General features: G+C 60.3%; 25 protein-coding genes. 9 read left to right on the top strand and 16 right to left on the bottom strand.

The annotated features are described in order from the left end of the window. Positions 1-31 precede the first annotated feature (31 nt). Both Q1A52_RS05715 and Q1A52_RS05710 read right to left on the bottom strand, forming a co-directional pair. Positions 32-1108: a branched-chain amino acid ABC transporter permease gene (locus Q1A52_RS05715; RefSeq protein WP_299826251.1), complete on the bottom strand. Its 1077-nt coding sequence runs from the start codon at positions 1106-1108 to the stop codon at positions 32-34. Beyond that, positions 1095-1511: a hypothetical protein gene (locus Q1A52_RS05710; protein WP_300012012.1), complete on the bottom strand. Its 417-nt coding sequence runs from the start codon at positions 1509-1511 to the stop codon at positions 1095-1097. Before Q1A52_RS05710 ends, Q1A52_RS05715 begins: the two co-directional genes overlap by 14 nt. Positions 1512-1622: 111 nt before the next feature. Here Q1A52_RS05710 and Q1A52_RS05705 point away from each other — a divergent pair, with 111 nt between their 5' ends. Further along, on the top strand, positions 1623-1961 hold the full coding sequence (locus Q1A52_RS05705; protein ID WP_300012008.1) for an SHOCT domain-containing protein: 339 nt from the start codon (positions 1623-1625) through the stop codon (positions 1959-1961). A gap of 132 nt (positions 1962-2093) precedes the next feature. On the opposite strand, the gene Q1A52_RS05700 is transcribed toward Q1A52_RS05705, so the two are convergent. From Q1A52_RS05700 to Q1A52_RS05690, 3 genes are all read right to left on the bottom strand, one after another. Beyond that, positions 2094-3083: a branched-chain amino acid ABC transporter permease gene (locus Q1A52_RS05700; protein ID WP_300012006.1), complete on the bottom strand. Its 990-nt coding sequence runs from the start codon at positions 3081-3083 to the stop codon at positions 2094-2096. After that, positions 3083-3796 (bottom strand): hypothetical protein, encoded by a 714-nt coding sequence (locus Q1A52_RS05695; RefSeq protein ID WP_300012003.1) that lies wholly within the window; start codon positions 3794-3796, stop codon positions 3083-3085. Before Q1A52_RS05695 ends, Q1A52_RS05700 begins: the two co-directional genes overlap by 1 nt. 221 nt (positions 3797-4017) lie before the next feature. Beyond that, the gene (locus Q1A52_RS05690) at positions 4018-4836 is read right to left on the bottom strand and encodes an ABC transporter ATP-binding protein (RefSeq protein WP_300012000.1); all 819 of its coding nucleotides are present in this window, start codon (positions 4834-4836) and stop codon (positions 4018-4020) included. An 88-nt stretch (positions 4837-4924) separates the two neighbouring features. Between Q1A52_RS05690 and Q1A52_RS05685 the strand changes: the two genes are divergently transcribed. Beyond that, complete coding sequence (locus Q1A52_RS05685; RefSeq protein ID WP_300011997.1) at positions 4925-5104, top strand: hypothetical protein; 180 nt, start codon at positions 4925-4927, stop codon at positions 5102-5104. A gap of 53 nt (positions 5105-5157) precedes the next feature. Here Q1A52_RS05685 and Q1A52_RS05680 read toward each other — a convergent pair whose 3' ends face one another. After that, positions 5158-7128 carry an AMP-binding protein gene (locus tag Q1A52_RS05680; protein WP_299826240.1) on the bottom strand — a complete coding sequence of 657 codons (1971 nt, stop codon included), beginning with the start codon at positions 7126-7128 and terminating at the stop codon, positions 5158-5160. 226 nt (positions 7129-7354) lie between these two features. Here Q1A52_RS05680 and Q1A52_RS05675 point away from each other — a divergent pair, with 226 nt between their 5' ends. Next, on the top strand, positions 7355-9268 hold the full coding sequence (locus Q1A52_RS05675) for a PAS-domain containing protein (protein ID WP_300011993.1): 1914 nt from the start codon (positions 7355-7357) through the stop codon (positions 9266-9268). Continuing rightward, a complete protein-coding gene (locus Q1A52_RS05670) occupies positions 9265-9966 on the top strand; it encodes a response regulator transcription factor (RefSeq protein WP_299860130.1) in 702 nt (233 codons plus the stop codon). Before Q1A52_RS05675 ends, Q1A52_RS05670 begins: the two co-directional genes overlap by 4 nt. A gap of 40 nt (positions 9967-10006) precedes the next feature. On the opposite strand, the gene Q1A52_RS05665 is transcribed toward Q1A52_RS05670, so the two are convergent. Beyond that, positions 10007-11200 carry a hydantoinase/carbamoylase family amidase gene (locus Q1A52_RS05665; protein ID WP_300011990.1) on the bottom strand — a complete coding sequence of 398 codons (1194 nt, stop codon included), beginning with the start codon at positions 11198-11200 and terminating at the stop codon, positions 10007-10009. 310 nt (positions 11201-11510) lie between these two features. Continuing rightward, complete coding sequence (gene fdhF / locus Q1A52_RS05660) at positions 11511-14276, bottom strand: formate dehydrogenase subunit alpha (RefSeq protein ID WP_300011987.1); 2766 nt, start codon at positions 14274-14276, stop codon at positions 11511-11513. 198 nt (positions 14277-14474) lie between these two features. Between fdhF and Q1A52_RS05655 the strand changes: the two genes are divergently transcribed. The 3 genes from Q1A52_RS05655 to Q1A52_RS05645 are packed head-to-tail and all read left to right on the top strand — an operon-like array spanning position 14475 to position 16816. Next, on the top strand, positions 14475-15128 hold the full coding sequence (locus Q1A52_RS05655; RefSeq protein WP_300011984.1) for a histidine phosphatase family protein: 654 nt from the start codon (positions 14475-14477) through the stop codon (positions 15126-15128). A 9-nt stretch (positions 15129-15137) separates the two neighbouring features. Then, on the top strand, positions 15138-15758 hold the full coding sequence (locus tag Q1A52_RS05650; protein ID WP_300011981.1) for a glutathione S-transferase family protein: 621 nt from the start codon (positions 15138-15140) through the stop codon (positions 15756-15758). Further along, a complete protein-coding gene (locus Q1A52_RS05645; RefSeq protein WP_300011978.1) occupies positions 15755-16816 on the top strand; it encodes a saccharopine dehydrogenase in 1062 nt (353 codons plus the stop codon). The genes Q1A52_RS05650 and Q1A52_RS05645 overlap by 4 nt, the downstream gene beginning before the upstream one ends. Here Q1A52_RS05645 and Q1A52_RS05640 read toward each other — a convergent pair. From Q1A52_RS05640 to Q1A52_RS05620, 5 genes are read right to left on the bottom strand one after another with little or no spacing between them, the layout of a single operon-like run. Then, positions 16813-17544, bottom strand: a complete 732-nt coding sequence (locus Q1A52_RS05640; protein ID WP_300011975.1) for an SDR family oxidoreductase — start codon at positions 17542-17544, stop codon at positions 16813-16815. The two genes, Q1A52_RS05645 and Q1A52_RS05640, sit on opposite strands and share 4 nt — an antisense overlap. Next, positions 17541-18104, bottom strand: coding sequence for a DUF3833 domain-containing protein (locus Q1A52_RS05635; protein WP_300011972.1), 564 nt, complete (start codon positions 18102-18104; stop codon positions 17541-17543). Before Q1A52_RS05635 ends, Q1A52_RS05640 begins: the two co-directional genes overlap by 4 nt. A 4-nt stretch (positions 18105-18108) precedes the next feature. Next, positions 18109-19344 carry an MFS transporter gene (locus Q1A52_RS05630; RefSeq protein WP_300011969.1) on the bottom strand — a complete coding sequence of 412 codons (1236 nt, stop codon included), beginning with the start codon at positions 19342-19344 and terminating at the stop codon, positions 18109-18111. Further along, a complete protein-coding gene (locus Q1A52_RS05625; protein WP_300011966.1) occupies positions 19341-20099 on the bottom strand; it encodes a DUF1365 domain-containing protein in 759 nt (252 codons plus the stop codon). Before Q1A52_RS05625 ends, Q1A52_RS05630 begins: the two co-directional genes overlap by 4 nt. Continuing rightward, positions 20096-21424, bottom strand: coding sequence for an FAD-dependent oxidoreductase (locus Q1A52_RS05620; protein WP_300011963.1), 1329 nt, complete (start codon positions 21422-21424; stop codon positions 20096-20098). The genes Q1A52_RS05625 and Q1A52_RS05620 overlap by 4 nt, the downstream gene beginning before the upstream one ends. 255 nt (positions 21425-21679) lie before the next feature. On the opposite strand from Q1A52_RS05620, the gene Q1A52_RS05615 reads away from it, so the two are divergent. Together Q1A52_RS05615 and Q1A52_RS05610 are read left to right on the top strand one after the other, a co-directional pair. Further along, entirely contained in the window at positions 21680-22204 is a 525-nt protein-coding gene (locus Q1A52_RS05615) for a sigma-70 family RNA polymerase sigma factor (protein ID WP_299781372.1), read from the top strand. An 8-nt stretch (positions 22205-22212) separates the two neighbouring features. Next, positions 22213-22875, top strand: a complete 663-nt coding sequence (locus tag Q1A52_RS05610) for a ChrR family anti-sigma-E factor (protein WP_300011960.1) — start codon at positions 22213-22215, stop codon at positions 22873-22875. Between the two features lie 86 nt (positions 22876-22961). Here Q1A52_RS05610 and Q1A52_RS05605 read toward each other — a convergent pair whose 3' ends face one another. From Q1A52_RS05605 to Q1A52_RS05595, 3 genes are read right to left on the bottom strand one after another with little or no spacing between them, the layout of a single operon-like run. Then, positions 22962-24056: a mandelate racemase/muconate lactonizing enzyme family protein gene (locus tag Q1A52_RS05605; protein WP_300011957.1), complete on the bottom strand. Its 1095-nt coding sequence runs from the start codon at positions 24054-24056 to the stop codon at positions 22962-22964. A 4-nt stretch (positions 24057-24060) separates the two neighbouring features. Beyond that, on the bottom strand, positions 24061-25011 hold the full coding sequence (locus Q1A52_RS05600) for a 2-hydroxyacid dehydrogenase (protein ID WP_300011954.1): 951 nt from the start codon (positions 25009-25011) through the stop codon (positions 24061-24063). After that, positions 25012-25860 (bottom strand): fumarylacetoacetate hydrolase family protein, encoded by an 849-nt coding sequence (locus Q1A52_RS05595; RefSeq protein WP_300011951.1) that lies wholly within the window; start codon positions 25858-25860, stop codon positions 25012-25014. Positions 25861-25920 lie beyond the last annotated feature (60 nt).

Below are 25920 nucleotides of genomic sequence, written 5' to 3'. Positions count from 1 at the left end.
GGCCTGAAAGCCCACCCTACCTGTCTGTTGCTCAGTGTGGGAATGGCCACAGCCTGAGTTTCTCCTTGGCCACCCGCCAGAGCTGCGCCAGCCCATGCGGTTCCGCGATCAGGAAGACCACGATCAGCCCGCCGACGATCACCAGGTTGAGATGCGCCACGATATCCGTGGGCCAGCCCAGCCAGTCCACACCGATCACCTTGAGCGCGACCGGCAGCAGCACGAGAAAAGCGGCCCCCGCGAAGGAACCGAAGATCGACCCCAGCCCGCCGATGATGATCATGAAGAGCACGAGGAACGACTTGGTGATGCCGAAGGCCTCGCCCACTTCCACAGCGCCCAGATAGACCGCGAAGAAGAGCGCACCGGAGATTCCCACGAAGAAAGAGCTCACCGCAAAGGCCGTCAGCTTGGCCTTGAGCGGGTTCACCCCGATGATCTCGGCGGCGATATCCATATCCCGGATCGCCATCCACTGCCGCCCCACGGACCCGCGCGTCAGGTTGCGCGCGACCACCGCCGAAAAGATCGTGAAGATCAGGCAGAACATATAGGTGGCCCAGGCCTCGGTGTTGGGTCCGGTGATCAGGATGCCGAAGGTATCCCGCTCGGGCGCGTTGATCTGGCCGGAGGCCGAGTAGTTGTAAAACCAGCTCACCTTGTTGAAAAGCCACACCAGGAAGAACTGCGCGGCCAGCGTCGCTACCGCCAGATAGAAGCCTTTGATCCGCAAGGACGGCAGGCCAAAGAGCACGCCGACCATCGCCGTGATCCCACCGGCCAGCAGCACATGGATGAACATGCTGACCTCCGGAAAGCCCGTCATCAGCTTGTAGCAGGCGTAGGCGCCCACGGCCATGAACCCGCCCGTGCCAAGGCTCACCTGCCCGCAATAGCCCACCAGGATGTTCAGCCCGATCGCCGCGATCGCGTAGATCAGGAACGGCATGAAGATCGAATTGACCCAATAATCATTGATCACAAAGGGGATGATCACCACTGCGATGAACAGCACCGCGTAGTACCGCCACCGGTCGAACTTGATCGGAAAGGTCTGGCTGTCCTGTGGGTAGGTGGTGCTGAAGTCTCCGGCTTCACGATAGAACATCCGACAGCCCTTTCTTGTGAGAGAGTATCATGATCAGAAGCGACCCGCCCAAAAGCGCCAAAGGCGCACCGAACCAGACAAAGTCAGCAAAATCGGCCAATGCTGCATAGGCCGCGAGCCCCAGAGTGACGAGCGCGACCGATAGGGCCCCAGCCTTCAGAGACCGCGGCACTCCGCGCCCGCGCACCCTCACGATCATGAAGGCAACCGGTATCGCGGTGGCGAGTACGCCGGTGCCCAAAGCAACAAGCGTGACCGCTCGATCCCGGGGTGACGGCGCCCCGCCCAGGGCCCCCGACCATTCCATAAACGTCATGACGGCCACGATCCAAAGGCAGACGCCGGCCGCGATGGACGCGGTCGCCGCAGCGCTCCAAAAGACGATATCACTGGACAGGCTCATGTCAGGGCGCTCTGCCCAGAGGCGTTAACCACTTCACAATCTTTCACGGATTTTCCCAATTTCGCCCCATTTCCCCTGCCACACCCAAGCGTGGGGGCAGGAGTGGGACTGATGACGGCCATCCTGAAAGATCTGCGCGAGCTGGACGCCCGTCTGGCGCGCGGCGAGATTACGGACGTGGAATATACAGCGCAGCGGGCGCTGCTGATCGACAGTGTCGATGTCGTCGAAACCGAATTCGTCGGAACCGAGAGTCCTGCCGAACCGCAAGAGAAAAAACTCTCCAACTCCATGACATGGGGCTTTGGAATCGTCATCTGTCTTGGTGTCGTCGGCGTCTGCCTTTGCTTTGCCATGCTGGTCTTCGGGGACATGAACCTGGCGCTCACGTTAGGGGTCACGATCCTAGCCGCACTCACCGTGGCGCTGTTCCGCAGCTTGGAAGAGTAGCGCACATCCCCATGCTGCCGCCCTTTGAGGACACGAAAAGGTCCACTGGACCTTTTCAAGGCAGTGTCCCATCCGGGGCTCCGCCCTTTGCCGGGCTCAAAACCTCCCCCAGAGGTTTTTACAAAACGCCCGTCAAACCCGTTCAATGATCTTCTCCCCGAACAAGCCCTGCGGGCGGAATACAAGAAACAGCAGCGCCAGCATGTAGGCGAACCAGTTCTCGGTGGCCCCGCCGAGGTAAGGCGCACCGATCAGGAATTCGAAAAGCTTCTCGCCCACGCCGATGATCAACCCGCCGACAATCGCGCCCGGAATCGAGGTGAACCCACCTAGCATCAGCACCGGCAGCGCCTTCAAGGCAATCAGCGACAGAGAGAACTGCACGCCGGATTTAGCCCCCCACATGATACCCGCCACCAGGGCCACAAAGCCTGCGAGCGACCACACCAATATCCAGATGAAATTCAGCGACACACCAACCGAGAGCGCCGCCTGATGGTCATCGGCCACCGCCCGCATCGCGCGCCCCTGCTTGGTATACTGCGCGAACATCACCAGCGCCGCCACCAGAATGATCGCCACGATGCTCGCCACAATGTCCAGATTGTCGATAAAGAAGCCGTAACCGAACCACCCGAAGGTAGTCTCATCAATGGTCTCGTTGATCCCCTGCGGCAGGCCAACATCCAGCGTCTTGATGTCAGAGCCCCACATGAGGTCGCCCACACCCTCAAGGAAATACGCCAGCCCAATGGTCGCCATGAACAGGATAATCGGTTCCTGCCCGACCAAGTATCGAAAGATAAACCGCTGCACCATCCAGGCGAGCAGGATCATCACCCCTATGGTCAGCAAGATCGCCGCCAGGGCCGGCACGTTCCAGCCAAAGTAGTGGATCTCCGTGCCGAAAATCGCGTTGATCAGATGGGCAAAGGGCACCTGCCCATTCATGATCCCGTAAAGGGTCATGGCCGCGAACAGCGCCATGACCCCTTGCGCAAAGTTGAAGATGCCACTGGCCTTGTAGATCAGAACAAAGCCCAGCGCGACGAGCGCATAGAGCACCCCCGCCATGAGCCCGTTCAGAAACACCTCGATGGTAAAGGCCAGCTGTTCCGGCATCAGTTTGCTCCTTGTCCCAGCAGAAGCCGCGTGTGCTCGCGCTCAGGTTGATATGAGACTTTGAGCCGGGTCAGACCCGCCTCGCTCAGGTTCCAGTTCAGGGTGATCTCCGTGACTCGCCCATCTTCACGGGGCGCAGCCAAAAACACCGCCGCATAGGCCCGCGGCATTTCGCGTTTCGACACCGGCTCGAAGGGGGCCGTGGCCGCAAACTTGGCCCCCTCGCCGCCGCGCCAGTCGCGATACGCGATTAAGAGATCCGAGTATTGCATCCCCGTCATCAGCAGTTCGCACGACGGATATTCATCACCATAAACTACAGCCACCTGCGGGTTCGGCGTCGTCAAATACCCCAGCGTGACCTGCGTCAACTCGCTCGCTGCAAATCGCGCCCGCGCGCCACTGGGAATTTCGCGCAAGGTTGAGCGATCCAGCGAGGACGGGTCCTCCAGATAAGCCGCGCAATACGACTGATAAACCTCGCAAGTCTCCTGCATCGCCGGGCTCGGCTCCGCACAGAACTGCGGCGCTGCTTCCGCGTCCGTGCTCGTGTAAACTAGACTTCCAAGAGCGAACGCGCCCATTAACCACCAATTACTCATTGTACCCTCCAAAAGGTATCCATTGTCCGTCTGCTCTGTGACACCGGCCCGAGGGGCGCGGCATTGCATGAAGGACAGGATCGCCGGCAGACTAAGCATGATCTCGCCCATGCTTGGGTGGTACCACGGAAACAATCCGCCGATGGTTAACCTTTTGTTCAAAAAATATAACAGGAGTGGAGTGTTCGTGAGCGTATGTTCGCGCCGCACAGAACACAGGCACCACGCCCAAATGAAGATCTAAATACTTGCTGGGCCGACCGTTCGCCACGCACCAACGTAATACCGACGCGATACCGACCCAAAACAGACGCGTCACTGACCGGGCTAATTCAGTCATGCGCGACCCCCAGATAGGCGTCGATCACCGCCTGATTGCCGCGCACCTCAGACGGTGTCCCGTCGCCGATCTTCTTGCCGTAGTCCATCACAACGACCCGGTCAGAGAGGTCCATGACCACACCCATGTCATGCTCGATCAGCGCAATGGTCGTGCCGAACTCGTCATTCACATCAAGGATAAAGCGGCTCATGTCCTCCTTTTCCTCAACGTTCATGCCCGCCATGGGCTCGTCCAGCAGCAGTAGCGACGGCTCCGCCGCCAGCGCCCGCGCCAGCTCCACCCGCTTTTTCAGCCCATACGGCAGCCGCGAGACAGGCGTCTTGCGGATCGCCTGAATTTCCAGAAAGTCGATGATCTTTTCAGCGACTTCCCGGTTCTCGGTTTCCTCTTTCTCCGCCTTGCCCAGCCAGAACGACTGCGAAAACAGCCCGGTCTTCATATGGGTCAGCCGCCCGGTCATCACGTTGTCGAGCACGCTCATGCCTTCGAACAATGCAATGTTCTGAAACGTCCGCGCGATCCCCTGTTGTGCCACCTGATAGGGCTTCATCGGCGGCCGCGGCGCACCCTTGTAGAACACCTGTCCCTCCTGGGGCACGTAGAACCCCGAGATGACATTCAACATCGAAGATTTACCCGCCCCATTGGGCCCGATGATCGCGCGAATTTCCCCTTCGCGAATATCAAAGGAGATGTCCTTGATCGCCTCAACCCCCCCGAATCGCAGGGTAATATTGCGCATCTCCATGACCACGCCGCCGATCTTACGGCCGTCCTCGGTGGTGTAGCCTTCCGTCTGATCAAGCATGGTTTACCCCCGCCGTGCGCCAACTCCGCGATAAATTAACCATTCTCTGTTTAAGGTGACGAACGGAGCAGCAAAAAGGATCGTCACAATGCACAGCGATTGGGAACGCACCTGCCTGATCTCGATGGCCGCCAAACGCAAAAGCCGCGGCCTCACCCGTACCGAAGCCATTCACGACATCGACGCGACCCTGCGCGGCTTCTCCACAAGGTTCCACATCAGCCGCGCGGTCAGCGCCGCCTACAACGGACCAATCACAGAGTTCTAAGCGCACCCTGCGGGAGGGTGGGCGGGGCGATGGCGCAGCCGAGCGTCGTCCCATCATTCCGCCGCCATCTTCTGCGCCACGGCTTGTACCGCTGCTGATCGCACTTCCAAAGTTGCCGAAATCGAACCCTTGCGCCCGTCCTCATAGGTCACTTCCGTGACCGTGCTTATCGACGTCGATCCATCGTAAAGCGCGGCTATAATATCCGCATATTTCTCCTCGATGATCCGCCGCCGCACCTTCCGGGTCCGCGTCAACTCGCCATCGTCCGCGTCCAGCTCCTTGTGCAGCACGACAAAGCGGTGCACCTGGCAGCCTGACAGCATCTCGTCCTGCGCGATGGAGGTATTCACCTCCTCCACATGAGCCTGGATCGTGTCCATCACCTGCGGATGCCGGGCCAGCTCCTGATAAGACGCATAGCCAATGTTGTTCCGCTCCGCCCAATTGCCCACCGCCGTGAGGTCGATGTTGATGAAGGCCGTGCATTCATCGCGCCCGTTACCAAAGACCACAGCCTCCAGAATATTGGGGAAAAATTTCAGTTTGTTCTCAACATACTTGGGAGCAAACAGCGATCCATCCGCCATCTGCCCCACATCCTTTGCGCGATCGATGATGCGAAGATGCCCGGTGTCCTCCTCAACAAATCCCGCATCACCCGTGGCCACCCAGCCCTCGGCATCTTTGGTATCAGCGGTGCTTTCGGCGTTCTTGTAGTACTCCACGAACACCCCGGGCGAGCGATAGAAGACCTCGCCATTCTCCGCGATCTTCAACTCGACGCCCGGGCAACACACGCCAACCGTATCGCTGCGCACCTCGCCATCGGGCTGTGCCGTGATGAACACCGTTGCCTCGGTCTGACCATAGAGCTGCTTGAGATTGATGCCCAAAGACCGATAAAAATCAAAGATTTCCGGTCCGATTGCCTCGCCCGCCGTATACCCGACACGCACCCGGCTGAAGCCCAGCGTGTTCTTCAATGGTCCGTAGATAAACAACTCGCCCAGATTATACTTGAACCGGTCCCACTGGCTCACCGGCTGACCATCCAGAATCGCAGGGCCCACCTTGCGCGCTTGTGCCATGCAGACATCGAACAGCCACTTCTTGAAGCGCCCTGCGTCCTCCATGCGGATCATCACATTGGTCAGCTGCGTCTCGAACACCCGCGGCGGCGCGAAGTAATAGGTCGGCCCGATTTCCCGAAGATCCACATGCATCGTGTCTGCGCTTTCCGGGCAATTGGTGCAGAACCCGGTCCACATTGCCTGACCCACCGAGAAGATGAAATCCCCCACCCAGGCCATCGGCAGGTACGCCAGAATATCATCGCTCTGCCGCAGATCATCGAATTCAGAGGAGGATTTCGAGGTCTCGATCACATTGCGATTGCTCAGCACCACGCCCTTGGGCTTGCCGGTCGTGCCGGAGGTATAGAGCATCACACAGGTGCTGTCGTAGTCGAGCTTATCCTGTCGCGCTGTCAGCTCGCCCAACAGCTCATCGCGCTTGGCGCGCCCGACGTCCTGAATGTGGCTGTATTGATGCAGCCTGGAATGATCGTATTTCCGCAAGCCCCGGGGGTCGAGGTAGATCATCTGCTCGAAGTTCGGCAACTCGGCCTGCACTTCGATCACCTTATCGACCTGCTCCTGATCGCCCACAATAACAAAGCGCGCGCCGCAATGGCTCAGCACATATGACATCTCTTCCGCAACCGCATCCTGGTAGAGCGGCACGGGCACGGCGCCGCACATCTCGGCCGCCACCATGGACCAATAGAGCTTGGGCCGGTTACGCCCGATGATCGCGACAAAATCCCCTTCGGCTACCCCCAGATCCAGCAGGCCCAGCGCCAGCGCTTCGATCTCTTCGCGCGTCTCCGCCCATGTCCAGCTCTGCCAGATGCCATACTCTTTTTCACGATACGCAGGCGCGTTCGCAAACTCGGTGGCATTGCGGTGCAACAGCGCCGGAACGGACTGCGGTCCGTCAGCGCCCTTGGTGCGATCAGTCAACTGTTGTCCTCCCAGACCTTGTCTTTTGCAGACAAGCGCGGCGCTGACGCCGTCATATCAGTAACAATGTTGCTTTTAGGCTCGGCGTCAACTTTTTCGTTATGATTTCTCAATCCTTACGAATTGTTACACGCATCTCTCACACCGCTGTGTCGGACGATTTGGATTTTCACCATCTCAATCCATGATAGGTTTGCGCCGTCCGCGCGCAGTCACAGGAGCAGCATTGGCCCTTTCCGATTCCAGAACGCAGGAGCTGACCGCTGCCGGTCTCAACCTGATCGGTCAGTCTCTGACGATCTACGATTCCGACCTGCAACTGGCCGTCTGCAACGGCCCGTTTCAACGCATGTTCGACCTGCCGGATGCGTTGGTCACACCGGGTGCCACTTTCGAGGATACGATCCGGCATCTGGTCAGGCGCGGGGAGTACGGCGATGTGACCGACATTGACGCCTTTGTGGCTGAACGGGTGGAACAGGCCCGCGCGTTCGAGCCGCACTACATGGAACGCACACGCTCAAACGGGCGCATCATCAGCGTCGAAGGTGCCCCGCTGCCCCAGGGTGGGTGGGTCACGGTTTACACGGACATCACGCGCACCAAGCGACAGGAGGCCTTGCTGCAAAGCCGGTCGGAGGAATTGTCCGATCAGCTCAACACCTATGCAGAGGAACTCTCCAGCACGAACCGCGCGCTGGCTGCCATGAATGCCGCGCTGCAGGAAGCCAAGCGTGAGCTGACGGAGATCGAAGCCCGCACCCGGCTCACCACGGAAATGATGCCCGCGCATATCGCGCATATCGATGCAGCAGGGCACTACACCTATTCCAACCGACAACTCAACGCCGTGATCCCGGGACGCCCCTCAGACATTCATGGCATGCACATCAGCAGCGCCCTGGGCGCCTCTGCCTACAACCGGATCGTGCCGCATCTGGAGCAGGCCTACGGGGGACAGGCCTCCGTTTTCGAGTTCACCGATGATGCCAGTGCACGCCGCATCCGGGCGGCGTTTACCCCCGACACCCGGGGGGGTATCTACATTCTGTCCATGGATGTGACTGCCGAAATGCAGGCCCGCGTGGCCTTGCAGCAAACCCACCGCCGTGCTTTGGCAGCCCAGATGACCTCTGGCCTGACCCATGACTTCTCCAACCTGCTCACGATCATTCTGGGGCTGCAATCCAAGCTCTTGCGGCACCAGGAGCTGCCCGGTGACGTGATCGAAATGGCAGAAGGCACACTGGCCGCAGCCCGACGGGGGGGTGCTCTGCTGAGCAGCATTGCAGGCATGACCGAACAGCGCGCGCTGCGCCCCAGCGCCACCAGTCTTCGTCAGTTGATGGACGACCTGCGCAGACTTGCGGATCACACCTTGCCAGAGGGCATCGCGCTGGATCTGGATGTGTCTGCGCCCGAGGGTCTGGTGATGCTGGACGGTGGCATGGCGACGGACAGCCTGTTGAATCTCATCCTCAACGCCCGTGATGCCTGTGGCGCGACGGGTCGCATTCTCGTCAGGCTGCGCATCGTGCATGACACCTGGATTGAATGGCAGGTCACGGACACGGGGCCGGGCTTTTCGGACCGCGCACTCAGCCACGGGTTCGATCCGTTTTTCACCACCAAAGGGGCCGAAGGGTCCGGGCTCGGGCTGCCGATGGTCTACGATATGACCAAGCTCGCAGGCGGCGATCTGCGATTGGAAAACACCGATACCGGCGCCCGCGTGGTGCTGCGGCTGCCCTTCAGACCGGCCGTGGAAACCCCACAGGCGCTGGTGCTGCTGGTGGAAGACCGCGATGATCTGCGCGCCCTCTACCGCGATATGCTGACAGATCTGAATCACTCGGTCATTGAAGCGGTCAGCGCCGATGAAGCCAGCGCATTGATGGCGGATCTGCCGGAAATCTCACTGGTGCTTTCAGATATTCAACTGGCCGGAGACGCTACGGGCATCGACCTCGCACAGCGTCTGATCGGTGTCGTGCCGGTTATCCTGATGACCTCCCTGCCTGCGGACCACGCGCTGTACCAATCCGCCCAGAGAATTGCGCCTCTGCTGCAAAAACCATTTACGGCAGAGGACATCAGCGCCGTCCTGGGCCCGTCAAACAGCAAGGCAATCGCCTCATGACCGCACCCTTGGTGACCATCCTCGACGATGAACCGGCCATCCGTACCATGCTGACCGACGCGCTGGAGGAGGCAGGCTTTCGCACGCTGAGCTTTGCCCGCGCGCAGGCCTTCACCGCGGCACTGGCGCAGCATCAACCGGACGTCTGTCTTGTCGATCTATCGCTGCCCGACACGGATGGCCTGACGCTGGTGCACAAGTTGGCTCTGGAACAGGGGGCTATTGTCATCATTATCTCGGGCCGGGCGCTGGTGCAGGATAAGGTGACCGGTCTGGAACTGGGCGCGGATGACTACATCATCAAGCCCTTCGACCCGGCAGAGGTCGTTGCCCGCATCCGGGCCCGTTTGCGCACCTCGAAGCCCGCAGCCGCAGCAGGCCAGATTGCCCGCTTTGCCGGGTGGCAGGTGTTTTTCGACCAATATCTGATAGAAGACGCGGAGGGACAACAAACGCCCTTTTCCCATGCGGAAGGCGAAGTGCTCCGCCTGTTTCTTGAAAATCCCAAACGGCTGATCAGCCGGGCGCAGATGCAGGACCATCTGGGGGGTGCCGCCAGCGAAAGCTTTGACCGGGCGATGGACGTGCGCATCTCACGCCTGCGCACCAAGCTGCGCGAAGATCCGAAGAACCCGCAGCTGATCAAAACGATCTATGGTGCAGGCTACATCTTCCTCGGCGACGTCGCCTGGAGCTGACCGCTGGCAGACAGCAGGTAGGGTGGGCTTCAGGCCACCCTTAGGCGCGCACCCCAACCGCCTGCGCCAGCACTTTCAGACCCGTCACCAGATCCGCTTCACCGGTATCTTCCTCAAACGCGTGGCTGATGCCATCAATCGATGGCACAAACAGCATGGCAACCGGCATCAATCGCGACACATTGGTGGCATCGTGCAGCGCGCCGGATGTCATTCTGCGCCATTTACCCGGGACAATAGCCTCTGCCGAAATCGCCAGAGCCTCTTGCAGATCCGTATCCATGGCAACCGGCTCCAAGCCAAGGAGCGGTCCATAGCTCAACACCATATCTCGTGCCGCGGTGACCTCCGCCGCAGTTTCACGGATAATCTGCTCCATGCGCTGCAACCGATCCACGTCGGCATCCCGCCACTGCATCGAAAACACCGCCCGCCCCGGCACAATCGAGGAGGCATTGGGATGCAGGCTAACATGCCCAATGGTCCAGACCGTCTGCGGGGTTGCTACGTTCTGAAACCGGTCGTTCAGCAGCGTGTTGAAAGCTGACACAGCCTGAAACGCATCCCGGCGCAGTGGCATCGGGGTTGTGCCAGCATGGTTTTGCTGCCCCTCAAAGGTGACTTTCATGTCGCGAATACCGACGATATCCGTGACCACCCCGATTCTTTCTCCGCTCGTGTCCAGCGTGGGACCCTGTTCGATATGCATCTCGATGAACCCGGTGAACTGCGCGGGATCAACCTCGCCCGTGACCATATCCGCCACAGCCTGCCGCGCCTTTGAAAGCGGAACGCCCGAGTGATCCGTCAGCGCATCTGCCTGCCTCTGCGACATGTGGCCTGACCAGACCGCAGATCCTGTCGTCACGCCAAAGCGGCCTTCCTCATCCTGAAAGGAGACAACCGAGACAGGCGGCCCATCATTTTCGCGCGCAGCGCGGGCAATCTCCAATGCGGCAATCACGCCAAGGGCGCCATCCAGCCAACCACCCTCGGGCTGGCTGTCACTGTGCGAGCCCAGCAGAACGGACGGACCTTCCGTCAAGCCAAAGAGATTGCCCATGGGGTCAACCGCGACCTGCAATCCGGCTGCGCGTATTTGGTCCGCCAGCCACCGCCGCGCGGCCACATCGGCCTCCGAGTAGGCCGGGCGCACAACACCCTTGCCGACGCCAGCGGCTCCGAAGGACCGCAGCTTGTGCAGATCAGCGAGAAAACGATCAGGGTTCACCATGGACAAAAGCGCTCCGGTTTTTGGCGATCCTAGGTGTCGTCACTGGAAATGAGAAGATCAGGCTCCTGTCAGAAACGGGCACCAGCAGGCCGTAGACCCGATCAAAAGGAGCCTTCATGATAAAATACGACTATCCCAACGGAGCATACTGCTACCGCGCCTTGCACACAGCGCATGCGGTTTACACCAACGCGATGGCACGCTGATCGCCCGGGCGGAAAAACTGGACCGTTCGGATATGTACGAATTCGAAATCACCGGCTTCAAGCTTCTCAGCCCGGGTGTGCGCTATGAATGATCGTGGTCGCGGCTATTCCGCCGCGACCTGCTTTTCCGCCTTCTCGACCCGCACAGCGGAAAACTTGAATTCCGGGATCTTGCCATAAGGGTCAATTGCCGGGTTGGTCAGAATATTCGCCGCCGCCTCGACATAGGCAAAGGGGACAAAGACCATATCGGGGGCCACCGCGCGATCCTCCCGCGCCATGATCGAGATGCTGCCACGCTTGGTGGTCAGCACCACATGCTCGCCGGGCGCCACGTCCAGTTTGCGCAACGTGGAGGGGTGCAGCGAACAGTTTGCCTCGGGCTCCAGACCATCCAACACCGCAGACCGCCGGGTCATGGAGCCGGTATGCCAATGCTCCAGCTGGCGCCCCGTGGTCAGGATCATCGGGAACTCTTCATCCGGCACGTCATCTGGGGCAATCACACTGGCGGGTGTGAACCGCGCACGCCCTTCCGGCCGCGGGAATCCATCGCCAAAGACAATTGCCTGACCAGGGTCTTCCGGGCTGAGCGACGGGTAGGTCACCGCATTTTCACCCATCAGCCGGTCCCAGGTGATGTTCTCCAGGCTGCGCATATTGTGCTTCATCTCGGCAAAGACATCCGCAGGGCTCTCATAGGTCCAGCCAAGGCCCAGCCGCTTTGCCAGTTCAACCTCGATCCACCAGTCTTCCCGCGCCTCACCGGGCGGGGACACCGCCGGACGGCCCATCTGCACCTGCCGGTTGGTATTGGTCACGGTGCCCGATTTCTCGGCAAAGGCGCTTGCGGGCAGGATCACATCGGCGAAATTCGCGGTCTCCGTCAGGAAGATGTCCTGCACCACCAGATGATCCAGTTTGGCCAAGGCTGCGCGGGCGTGTTCCACATCCGGATCGGACATCGCCGGGTTTTCCCCCAGCACATACATGCCCCTGATCTTGTCCTCATGCACCGCATCCATGATCTCGGTCACGGTCAGACCGCGTTCATTCGAGAAATCCGCAGAGCCCCAGACCTTGGTAAAGGCGGACCGCACACCGTCATCCGTGACCGGCTGATAATCCGGCAGGAACATCGGGATGAGCCCTGCGTCCGACGCCCCCTGCACGTTGTTCTGACCGCGCAGCGGGTGCAGGCCGGAACCGGGGCGCCCCACCTGCCCGGTCATCAGCGCAAGGCTGATCAGGCATCGGGAATTGTCCGTCCCGTGAATGTGCTGGCTGACCCCCATGCCCCAGAAGATCATCGCGGCCTTCGCCCCCGCAAAGGTGCGCGCAACATCGCGCAGCACTTCGGATTCGATGCCACAGATCGGGGCCATGGCCTCGGGCGAGAAATCCGCCAGATGCGCCTTTTCCGCCTCCCAGTTCTCGGTATAGGCGTCGATGTACTGCTGATCATAGAGGCCTTCCTCGACAATCGTATGCATGATCGCGTTCAGCATCGACACATCCGCACCGGGGCGGAATTGCAGCATGTGCGAGGCAAAGCGTTTCAGCGCCTGTCCGCGCGGGTCCATCACAATCAGCTTGCCACCCCGCTTGGTGAACTGCTTGAAATAGGTCGCCGCCACGGGATGGTTCTCGATCGGGTTACACCCAATGGCAATCGCCACATCCGCGTTTTCGATCTCGTTGAAGGTCGCGGTCACGGCACCCGATCCCACATTCTCCATCAGCGCCGCCACCGAGGATGCGTGGCACAGACGCGTGCAGTGATCCACGTTGTTGTGGCCAAAGCCCTGCCGGATCATCTTCTGGAAAAGATACGCCTCCTCATTTGTGCACTTGGCTGAACCAAAGCCCGCAATCTCGCGCCCCCGGCCCTTCATGCCCGCAGCGGCAAAATCCAACGCCTCGTCCCAGCTGGCCTCACGGAAATGCGTCTGCCAGTTGCCCGGATCCACATTCAGCCCCTTGGCGGGTGCATCCTCACGTCGGATCAGCGGCTTGGTCAACCGGTGGTCATGATGGATGTAGTCGAACCCAAAGCGCCCCTTGACGCAAAGCCGCCCTTCATTCGCCGGGCCGTTGATCCCTTCGACATATTTAACCTTGTTGTCCTTGACCTTCAGCGAAACCTGACACCCCACACCACAGAAGGGGCAGATGCTCTCGACCTCTTCGTCAAAATCCGCGCTGTCCCCCACCTGGTTCTCATTCACCACCGTTGAGGGCATCAGTGCCCCCGTCGGACAGGCCTGCACACATTCGCCACAGGCCACACAGGTGCTATCCCCCATCGGGTCGGCCATATCAAAGGTCGGGTAGGCATCATGCCCCCGCCCGGCCATGCCAATCACATCGTTCACCTGTACCTCACGGCAAGCCCGCACACACAGCCCGCATTGAATGCAGGCATCCAGGTTTACCGACATCGCCACATGGCTGTCGTCGAGCAGCGGAATGCGCCCCTCTTCCAGCTTCGGAAACCGGCTCTCAGAGACGCCATTCAGCGCCGCCATCTCCCACAGATGGCTAGATTTGTCGTGCGATACCTCCTGCTCCGGCTGATCCGCCAGCAGCATCTCGACCACCATCTTGCGCGCACCCTCAGCTCGCGCGGAATTGGTCGTCACCACCATACCCTCGGCAGGCTCACGAATACAGGAGGCGGCCAGCGTGCGCTCGCCCTCAATCTCGACCATGCAGGCACGGCAGTTCCCATCCGGGCGATACCCCGGTGCGGGTTTGTGACACAGATGCGGGATCACCAGCCCACGACCGTTTGCGACTTCCCAGATGGTCAGACCCACCTCGGCCTCAACCGTCTGGCCGTCCAGCGTAAAGGTGATTTTGTCGCTCATCGCACCCGTCTCCCACAAAATTCCGCCCGACTATAGCGACGGCGCATCCCCCACCGTAGCCCCAATCCCGACACCTCACACAGGATTCACGGCAGAAAGTTTCCGATAAGAGGCACCTGTCTATTCATTGTTCCGCAAATATGCCCGCCGGAGGCACCCGCCCTTTCCACCGCGCGACCGCTCGCCTATGAAGAGCCAATGTCTCACATCACTCTCATACGCCACGGTCAGGCCAATTCCGGTGCCCAGGATGAAGCCAGCTACGACAAACTGAGCGCACTCGGCCATCAACAATCCGCCTGGCTAGGCACCCATCTGCGCAACCAGAATCAGCATCACGTGCGACTCTACACCGGCACGTTGAAAAGGCATATTGAAACAGCCCGCTCCATGGACACCGGGCTGACGCCCACCCGGGATGCGCGTCTCAATGAGCTGGAGTATCTGACGCTGGCCCGCGCGCTTGAGGAAGAACACGGCATCCCTTTTCCAACCGATCAGGTCGGATTCACCACCCATTTGCCAAAAGTCTTCGCCTACTGGCAGCGTGACGAGATTGCGGGCGCGCCGGAACGGTTCAGCGATTTCGAAGACCGGGTGGGCGCCGCACTGGCAGAGATCGCAGAAGGCGACGGCCCTGCCCTTGTGGTGACCTCGGGCGGGTTGATCTCCATGGCGATGCGGCAAGTGCTCCGGCTCGACATAACGGCGATGGCGCAGATGGCACTGGCCATCTACAACACCTCCCAACACCGGCTGTTCCCGATTGGCGGCACGCTGTCGCCCACCATGTTCAACGCCATCCCACATCTTGAAGACCCGGATCGGCATTATGCCCAGACCCATGTTTAAAAGGAGATCATGATGCGCCTTTACTATGCCCCGCGGACGATTTCGATTGCTGTGGCCATCGCCCTGGAAGAAGCAGGGCTGTCCTATGAGCCGGTGCTTGTGGATTTTCAGTCCGGGGAGCAGAAAAAGCCCGAGTATCTGGCGTTGAACCCAAAAGGGCGCGTTCCGACACTGGAAACCGATGCGGGGACCCTGCTCACTGAAACGGGTGCCTTGCTGGACTATGTCGCGGCCCTTGCGCCGGGGGCCAATCTGGTGCCAGCAGACCCCGAGCGGACCGCCCAGATGCGCAGCGTGATCCATTTCCTCGCGGCAACGATGCATGTGAACCACGCGCATATGCGCCGCGGCGACAGATGGGCAACGCAGCAATCGAGCTTTGACGACATGGCGGCCAAAGTGCCCGAAACCATGACCGACTGCGCGCGTTATTTCACCAGCGACTGCCTTGAAGGCGACTATGTGCTGGGGGACAGATTCTCCATCGCTGATCCACATGCCTACATGCTGTGCAGCTGGCTCGAACGGGACAACGTGTCCCTGGATGACTTCCCTGAGATCAAGGCCTATCTGGCGCGTATGGCAGCGCGCCCATCAATCCAGGCGGTCACCGCCAAGGGCATGCTGTGAGCCAGCTGCATCTTTGGGTCCGGGCAGAGCAACGCGAAAATGAAACCCGTGTTGGACTGACCCCGAAAGGGGCCGCCTCCCTTCTGGCAACAGGCATGACGGTCAGCGTCGAACACTCTCCCACGCGTGTCATCCCGGATGCGGCCTACGCCGACGCAGGGTGCCAGATGGAACCCCCTCACAGCTGGCCCGACGCGCCCGGGGACGCGGTTATCTTTGGCCTCAAGGAACTGCCCGAGGACGGCACGCCGCTGCGTCACCGCCACATCATGTTCGGGCACGCCTTCAAGGGGCAGCCTGCCGGGTTGCGCCTGCTGCAGCGCTTCAAGGCGGGCGGCGGGACCTTGCTGGACCTCGAATATCTGCTGGATGACGACGGGCGCCGGGTGGCGGCCTTTGGCTATTGGGCCGGATATGCCGGTGCGGCCGTGGCGCTGAAGTGCTGGGCGGCGCAACAGACCGGTGGCATCGCAGGTCCGATCACTGCCTATGACAGCTCCACGCATCTGCTGTCCGAATTGCAGGCTAATCTCGTGGCAACGGGCAGCCACCGACCCAACGCCCTGATCATCGGCGCGCTGGGGCGCGTCGGCAAAGGTGTCGCCGATCTCTGCACAGCCATGGGTGTGGCAACCACCAAGTGGGACATGGCGGAAACTGCTTCGGGCGGTCCCTTCCCGCAGGTTCTGGCCCATGAGCTGTTTTTCAACTGTGTGCTGGCACGTCCCGGCACGCCGGTCTTCGTGCCGTCAGATGCGCCAACCCGCCCGCGCAGGCTCAGCGTGATCGGCGATATCGCCTGTGACCCGGACAGCGATTTTTCCCCGATCAAGGTCTATGACAGGACCACGACTTGGGACGCGCCCGCCCTGCGGGTGCATTCAGAACCGATGCTGGATGTGACCGCCATCGACAACCTGCCGTCGATGCTGCCCCTGGAGAGCAGCGAGGACTACGCGGAACAGCTCCTGCCGGTGCTGGCCCAGCTTGGGACACCGGACGCGCCCGTCTGGACCCGCGCCGCACAGACCTTTCAGGACCACGCCGCGCGGCTCTAGGAAAAAATCCGGAAATACAGCCAGTCCGGCAGCAGCTGGCTGCCCCGGAACACCAGTGAAAAGAGACGCGGAAAGCTCAGCTTGAACCGGTCGCTGTTCATGTGTTTGAACATGTATTCCGCAGCCTCTTCAGGTGTCATCAGGAAGGGCATCTTGAAATCGTTCTTGTCGGTCAGCTGCGTCTTGACAAAGCCGGGATTGGCCACCTGCACCTGCACCCCGGTCTGCCGCAGATCGGCATACATGCACTCCGCCAGTGACATCGTCCCGGCCTTGGACGCGGTGTATCCGATGGACCCCGGCAAGCCGCGAAAACCGCTGAGACTGCCTGTGATCACAATGTGGCCCGCATCCCGGCGCACCATGCCCGGCACAACGGCGCCCATGACACGCATCAACCCGGTGAAGTTGATATCCGCCATGGCGGTCGCCTGGTCCGCATTCCATTCCTGTGCGGGAAAGGGCCAGTACACCCCGGCCAGAAAAACGACACCGTCGACCGGGCCAACGGCTTCTGCTGCCGCCTTGACACTTTGATCGTCGGCCACATCGACCGTCTGGTAGCTGCCGTCCGAGGGCAGCGTATCGACCAATTCCTTCAACTTGTCTTCTGACCGGGAGGAGACAATGACATGGGCCCCTGCCGTACTCAGACGGGTGGCCAGCGCAGCCCCGAGACCGTCACCGGCGCCGACCAGCCAGTACCGTTTCCCGTTCCAGTTTTTCATGTGATGTCCTTTGGCCGCATGGTGGCGACCAGTTCGGCAACCTTGATCCCGAACTTGCGAAACTGGGACCGGTTCATGATCGTGCCGTTTGGCGTCAGGTACATCCAATCGACGGTGTTCAGGACATGACCGCCGGACCCGTCGGGCAACCTGATCCGGTATCTCAACTGCACCGTTGGTCCGAGCTGCTGCCCCGATCCCTCCCCCACCACATCGTCGGCCCGTGCACAGATCTTGCCGTGATTGTCGATCTGCAAATGCCACTCGCGGTCCTGAACGCTGCCATCGTCGTACACAAAATGCTCTTTCATCGAGCCCGAATTGCCCTCCCACGTGGCATCGAAATCTGCAACAAACCGGCTGCTGACCCGCCCTGTCGGGCCGTAAATGACCCCTTCGCAGAGGAGCGGGCCATTGAGATGCTTACGGATGTCAAAGTCCGGTGTGCCGTCTTCGTAGTCTTCCGGTTTCTGCGATGCAAATCCGACGATGCGTCTGCAGAGCCAAAGGGCCACCAGAGCGGCCACGGCACCGAAAGCCAAAAACATCCATTCACTCATCGTCTCAGACCTCGCTCAGATCGGTGATGGCCAGCAAGGCGATGGAGATCACCTTGAGACCGCAGGGAACCGCAGCATAGAGGATCGCCAGCAAGGCCAGCGTCTCTGGGCTGTTCTGCGCCGCGCTGCCGCTTTGAAACCCCGCCCGCTCCAGCATCGGCAACAGGGTGACGGCGGCAAAGGCCAGTGTGAGTTTCGACACGAAAGACCAAAGCCCGAACCCTTCCGCTGCGGAGGGCGAAATCCGCGCCATTCGGTTGGCGAAGATGGCGGGCATCAGCGTGAGGTCAGCCCCCAGCGTCGCCCCGGACATCACGCAGATAATCGCGAAAAGCACCCAGTCGCCAGGGCCCAGCGTCAGTGTCAGCCCAAAGGCGCAGATTGCCAGGATCATGGCGACAATCAATACGTCTTTTGGGCCAAATCGCTCGGCCATTGCGCCCCAGAACGGCGCGGCAGCAGCAGCCGACAGGAAGAACACCAGCAAAAGCGGCCCTTCGAAGCCCGGCGCGTCCAATTTGCTTTCGACGAAAAACAAAAACAGGGTCGAGCTGACGGCGACGGGTGCCGCATTAACCAGCGCGATGAGCAACAGGCGGCGCGCCAGTTTGTCCTTCAAAACCACGCCGAAGCCGGTGGATGCCGCAAGGCCAGCCGTGCTCCATTCCGACCGCATGGCCAAAGCGGCGATCACGGCGAGGACGGCGAAACCAATGGCAAACCACGCAAAGGGCGCGGCAAAGACCGACGCCAATGCGACCGGCGCCACCGCTGCGACACAGACGCCCAGAAGCGCCCCACTCTCGCGCCAGCGGGCCAGCCTGAAATGGCCCTGGCCGGACAACCGCGTGCCTTTCATCACCCCCTGGGCGTAAAAGTTGATTGTCAGAAAGCTGAACGCGGAAAACACCAGCGTCAGCGTCAGACCGAACCAGACCAGTGGCGGCAAAAGCGGTGGGATGGCAAACAGACCGATCATGGCCAGCGCGATCACGGCACAGCCTGCGGCGACCGCCACTGCACGCTGATCCCGCAGCTTTTCCGCCAGCTTGCCCAGCAGCGGATCCTGCACCACGTCCAGCAGCCGAAGGCCAAAGAGGACAGCTCCGAGAGCCGCCAGCGACACGCCGTATTCATCCACGTAGAATTTCGGCGCGTGGATATAGATGGGCAGGCCAGCGGCTGCCAAAAGCGCAGCGAAAAGGGAATAGGCCGGTAATCGCTCGCTGTCCTGCGTCACCGTGAGACCTCTTTCTCAGGTGGCACCGGACGGGCCCGATACCGCGCCCCCTTGGCCCACAGTTTGAGTGCCTGCCAATGGATCAACGCGAGGACACGGCGTGCGCCCAGTGGCCGGAGAAGGGCGGAACGCAAGATGGCCCGATTGGTCAGCGGCTTGCGTTTGCCGGTCAGCGTGGCAATCAATCCGCCGTTGCCTCGTGTGTAGTCGATCCAGATGCCGATCCGCGCGTCGTTGATGTCGAAGCGGAAGCTATACCCACCCTCGACGGGCTGAAACGGTGAGACATGAAAAATCTTTTGCGCCTTGAGCGTGTCGCTGGGCTCAATCGGGTGCAGATCGGGGTGGTGGCACAAATAGCTGTGGCGATCGCCAAAAGTATTGCTGACTTCGGCAATCACCGTGATCAACGCGCCATCGTCACCGCGGCAGAGCCAAAAGCTGACCGGGTTGAAAACATGCCCCAGCATGCGCGGCTGCGCGAGCAGTTCGATCTGTGCTACGCCAGTGATCTGATGCTGTACCAGCACCTCGCGCACCCAAAGCGCGCCACGACCCGCTTTGGGCGGGCCGCCATGGTCGCTGTCATGCAGCGAGGTCAGCGCCGATCCGTTGCGCGCAAAAAGGCGCGGGCAACGCACCTGTGCTTCGGCATCCAACAGGATGTAATCCACGGAATAGCGAAAGGCATTCTCAATGGCGCCTTTGCGACCGTGAAACGTCAGGCCTGAGATATGATCGACCCGGGCGGTCATTCAGCTGCAACCCGCTCGCGGTGTACCATGCGCAGGCTGCGCACCACGTCCACGGCGCTGGACAATCCGTCTTCGTGAAAACCGTTTTTCATCCAGGCGCCGCAGAACCAAGTGTTCGCCGTCCCGTTGAAAGTCCTGATGTCCTTTTGGGCCTCAAGTGCTGCCAGATCATAGATCGGGTGGCGCAGGGTCACCGCGTCATAGATCAGCTCTTCGCGGATCTGGCGTTTGGTGTTGAGGGTGACGAAATGCGGGTCATCCTGCGGAATGGGCTGCAAGGAGTTCATCCAGTACGTGAGGTCGATCCGGTCGGATTGGGCGTCCTTGTCTTCGGTGTAGACCCAACTGGCCCAGGTCTTGCGGCTTTTCGGCATCATATCGGTATCTGCGTGCAGAACGATGTCATTCGGCTGGTAGGCAATTGCGCCCAACGCTTTCTTCTCCTGCGGTGTCGGATCGCCAATCATCCGCAGGGTATCGTCCGAGTGAGTGGCGAAAATCACGTGATCGAAAACCTCAGGGGCGCCGCCAAAGGGATGCAGGATCACATGGCCAGCCCCCCGGGTCACAGATTTTACGGGCGCGCCAAGCCGGATGTCGTTGCCTGCGCCTTCCAATGCCGCTGCCAGACGGCTGACGTATTGGGTGGATCCGCCATCAACCGTGTACCACTGATGCTGCCCGTGCACGCCGAGCAGCGCGTGGTTCTTAAAGAACTCAATCATGGCATAGGCTGGGAAATCCATGATCTTTTCTGTCGGCGTCGACCAGATCGCTCCCGAAAGCGGCAGAAGATAGTAGTCGCGAAACCACCTGCCGGTCCCGAGCTTGTCGAGAAAGGCGCCGAGGCTCAGACTGCGATCTTCTGCGATGCTGACCGCGTGTTTGTTGAACCGCAATATATCACGCACCATGCCCAGAAACGCAGGGGTGATGGCGTTTTTGCGCTGCGCAAAAAGGGCGTCGAGCGAGGTCAGCGCGTATTCCAGACGCCCGCCGTCGATGGACGCGCCAAAGCTCATGTTCGACTCCACAACCGGCACGTTCAGCTGTTCAAACAGGGCCGTCATATAGGGGTAGTTTGCGCGGTTGAAGACGATGAAACCGGTGTCGACGGGCTGGTCACCACGTTTGCCCGCCATCACCGTCCGGGCATGGCCGCCCAGCCGCGGCTCCGCCTCGAACAAGGTAACGTGACTGTCCTTGCCCAGCATAAAGGCCGCACCCATCCCCGAGATACCGCCGCCGATGACGGCGACTTTTCGGGTTGTTCTGCGAATGTCAAAGGGAGCAAAGGTGCCTTCGGTCAGGGCTTCAAAGGGCATAAAGGACGTGTCCGGTCTTTCTGGTTGCAGTGCCATGTATACGGCGTGTTGGATAAAATGGATGCATTGCGTTAAAAACAAAGTTTTTTTGATCTAATTCTGCATGCGCAGCGTAATCTGAGCATGTTGGCGGGTGTAGAACCAGATATAATAGACGCAAGCGCACGATCGATGGGCACACCATCGGCGGCACCTGCGGTATCGATGAAGAAGGCTGGGCAAAAAAAAGTGATTGCAACGACCGGACCTGCGCGGATGCTTTGGGTGGAGCATGTGGCCCGTATCCGTGACGATCAAGATACGCAGGCATTTGCCGAGTTGTTTGCCCATTTCGCCCCCCGGGTGAAGGGCTTTTTGATGAAATCCGGCGCGGATGCCTCCCTCGCAGAGGAATGTGCCCAGGACGTGATGGCGACGCTCTGGCACAAGTCGCATCAGTTCGACCCCGCCCGTGCTTCTGTGGCGACGTGGATTTTCACCATCGCGCGGAATCGGCGCATTGACCTTATCCGCCGACAACGGCGGCCGGAACCGGAGGACCTGACGTGGGGTCCCGAAGAAGAACCAGATCAGGAAGACGTCCTGACACTGCAACAGGAAACCGAAATTCTCGGTGCGGCGCTGGCAGAGTTACCAGATGCGCAGCGGGAATTGATTGAAAAGGCGTATTTCGGGGATCTGACCCACAGCGAAATCGCCGCCGAAACCGGTCTGCCCCTGGGCACGATCAAATCGAGAATTCGACTGGCGCTGGACCGTCTGCGCCACGCAATGAAGTGAAATGTAAGATGACCGAGACAATCAAACATCACCTGAATGACGCCATCCTGATGGCCTATGCAGCGGGATCGTTGCCCGAGGCCTTCAACCTGATGGTGGCCTCTCACCTGTCGCTCTGTGACAGCTGTCGGGCGCAGGCCGAGAGCTTTGATGCTCTGGGCGGTGAAGTACTGGACCAGATGCGCGATGATGAAGTGGCCGACCTTCAGCCGGAAAGCCTCGAGGCGACGCTGGCGTTGATCCTCGGAGGTCCCATGGACAAACCGCATGTAGCCGAGACCGATGTCTGCGCCGTGCTGCCCAAGCCACTGCGTGACTACGTAGGCGGGGATCTGGAAGCGATCCGTTGGAAACCGATTGGCATGGGCGTCAAACAGGCTATTTTGCCAACGTCAAAGGACGCCTCTGCGCGGTTGCTCTTTATCCCTGCGGGCACCGCGATGCCGGATCACGGACACCACGGGACGGAGATGACGATGGTGCTGAAAGGCGCGTTCCAGGATGAGGATGATTACTTTGCCCGTGGTGACGTGGAGATCGCGGATAGCGACATGCATCACACGCCTGTGGCGGACATTCACGAGGATTGCATCTGTCTGGCCGTGGCCGACGCACCGCTGCAGTTTGACCGGCTGATCCCGAAGATTGCACAGCGGTTTCTGCGGATCTGACCTTTGCGTCCAGGACAAGCTGCGGGATTTGCATATTTTTGGAACAATGAAGCGGCGTTGGTCCGGTTGTCATACTACCGTTCGCGTTACAGGCGCACCTCAAACGGCACAAGCTGTGGCCAGTCGAAGACAACGCCCACGCCGGGATCATCGGGGGCCACCGCTCGGTGGTCCTTTATGACAAGGGGGCGTGTTGTGTAGCGGTCAATCGGGAAGCTGTGCACTTCGATCCAGCCGGCATGCGGTTGCGCAGAGACCAGGCTGACATGAAGTTCCTGCATACCGTGGCTGCACACCGGAACATCTGCCTCCCGCGCCAGATCGGAGGCCTGTAACCAGCCGGTAACTCCGCCGCAATTCGAGGCATCGGGTTGGATGAACCCAAGCTCTCCCTGTGCCAGCGCCATCTCGAATTCATGGATCGTGTGCAGGTTCTCTCCCTGCGCTACGGCCATGCCCGTAGCCTCCGTGATCTCAGCGTAGCCTGCGTAGTTATCCGGGATAATCGGCTCTTCGAACCACAGGATGTTCTGATCCTTCACCGCATTTGCCAGCGAGATCGCCTGCGGCACCGTCATCGAGTAATTTGCGTCGATCATAAAGGCCGCATCGGGCCCGATCTGCTGGCGTACCGCGCGGATGCGGTCCACATCTTCGGCTTCGGTGGGCTGCCCGATCTTGATCTTCACCCCGTTCAGCCCGACATCGATGTAGCATTGCACATGGTCCAGTAGTTTAGGCAGCGGGTAGGCCAGATCAATGCCGCCGCCATAGGCTTTGCAGGTCTTGTCCGCACCGCCCGCCATTTGCCATAACGGCTGGCCTGCCGCCTGACAGCGCAGGTCCCAGAGCGCGATATCCACGGCTGAGATTGCAAAGCTGAGGATGCCGCCGCGCCCCACGTAATGCATATGCCACTGCATCGCATCATAGAGTGCTTCGACATCTTCGGCCTCTTGCCCTACCAGAAAGGGTGCCAAGTCATGGGTAATCATAGCGGCAGTCGCGTGACCTCCGCGACCGCCGTTATAGGTGTACCCCGTGCCACTGCGACCGTCCTCTAAGGTCACGCTTGCCGTGATCAGGTGGAAATGACTGTGAGACCCATGTTTGGCATCCACCAGCACTTCATCCAACGGCACATTGAAAAGCCGCGCTTGAACCGAGGCAATCCGGCTCATGGGCTCACATATCCGCGCATTCCGGGACCGGGCTGATCACCGTGCCGTCCTTGAGATGCTGCAGCAGGTTGTCCACCGTCAGCGCCCCCATGGCGGCGCGGGTCTCCAGCGTGGCGCTGCCCACATGGGGCAACAGAACGACGTTGTTGAGTTTGCGCAGCGCTTCGGGCACATGTGGTTCTGCCTCGAACACATCCAGCCCCGCCCAGCCAAGGCGACCGTCCTGCAAGGCAGCAATCATCGCCTCTTCGTCCACAACCGTTCCCCGGCTGACGTTGATCAACGTGCCCTGCGGCCCCAGCGCGTCGAGCACCTCGCGGTTGACGATCTTGTTGGTCGCAGGCCCACCGGGCGTGATGCAGATGAGCATGTCCACATCCCGCGCCATGTCGACAAGGTTAGCGTAGTACTTGTAGTCCACCTCTTTCTGGCTACGTGAGTGATAGACAATCTTGGTGCCCCAGGGTGCGAGCTTGTCCGCAATCGCCTGACCAATCCGGCCAAGGCCCAGAATGCCCACGGTCTGATTGTCCGCCGAACGCGTCAGCGCCGAATTACCCTCTGTCTCCCACCGTCCGGACCGCACATAGGCATCGTCGCGCAGCAATTCGCGGTAGCAGGCCAGCATCAACAGAACGGCCGTGGTCCCGACCTCGGCGTTCAGCACATTCGGCGTATGTGTAACCACAACGCCCTTGGCCCGCGCCGCATGGGTATCGATGGCGTCATATCCGACACCGTAGCAGCTGATGGCTTTGAGGTTGGGCATCGCCGCCATGAATTCGGGCTTTACCCCATCGTGACCATTGGTCGCCACATACTCGATGTCATTGCCATTTGCCGCCAGCCACGCCTGCGGATCCTCCATATCCTGTGCCCGGTGAATGGTGAATTTCTCCCCCAAGCGCTTCAGCATCACGTCCGTCGCGCCACCAATCATGAAAAGCTCGGCCACCTATGCGTCCTCCGTCACGGTTTGGCGCTGCGCACCCAGACCTTCGATGGTCAACTCCATGACATCCCCCTTCTTGAGGTAGACAGGGTCGGGCTTGATGCCCATGCCCACGCCCGGCGGCGTGCCTGTGGTGATCACATCCCCTGGATGCAGCGTCATCAGAGACGACAGGTGTTCGATGATCTCCGCCACCGTGAAAATCATGGTCGAGGTGGTCCCGGTCTGCATCCGCTTGCCGTTTACATCAAGGCTCATGGCAAGGTCTTGTGGGTTCGGTACCTCGTCGCGGGTCACCAGCCACGGCCCTGTTGGTCCAAAGGTGTCGCAGGATTTGCCCTTGGTCCATTGGCCCGTGAGCTGGGTCTGAAAATGCCGCTCGCTCACGTCGTTCACGACACAATAGCCCGCGACGTGATCCAGCGCGGTCTCCTTGCTCACATATTTCGCGGTGGTGCCGATCACCACGCCCAGCTCGACCTCCCAATCGGTATGGGTCGACCCCCGCGGCATGCTGACCTCATCATAGGGGCCGACAATGGCGGAGTTGGCCTTGAAAAAGAGGATCGGATGCGCGGGAATGTCCGCGCCTGTCTCCGCCGCGTGGTCGGAGTAGTTCAACCCGATGCACAGGAATTTCCCGATATTGCCAACACAGGCCCCGATGCGCGGGGCGCCGTCAACCAAAGGCAGGCTGGCAGGATCAATTGCGCGCAGCTTTTCAAGCCCGGCATCCGACAACACGTCTCCCGCAATGTCGGCAACATGCGCTGACAGATCGCGCAGGGTCCCCTCGGCATCCAGCATTCCAGGCTTCTCTGCGCCCCTCTCCCCATATCGCACAAGTTTCACGTCTCTTGGTCCTTCTCAGTTTGCGGGTAGGGTGGGCTTTCAGGCCACCGCTCCTCGTCG

It is taken from the genome of uncultured Roseobacter sp., assembly GCF_947488185.1.
In the GTDB taxonomy this organism is placed as follows: domain Bacteria; phylum Pseudomonadota; class Alphaproteobacteria; order Rhodobacterales; family Rhodobacteraceae; genus Roseobacter.
This window is presented reverse-complemented; position numbering and strand designations above follow the sequence as displayed.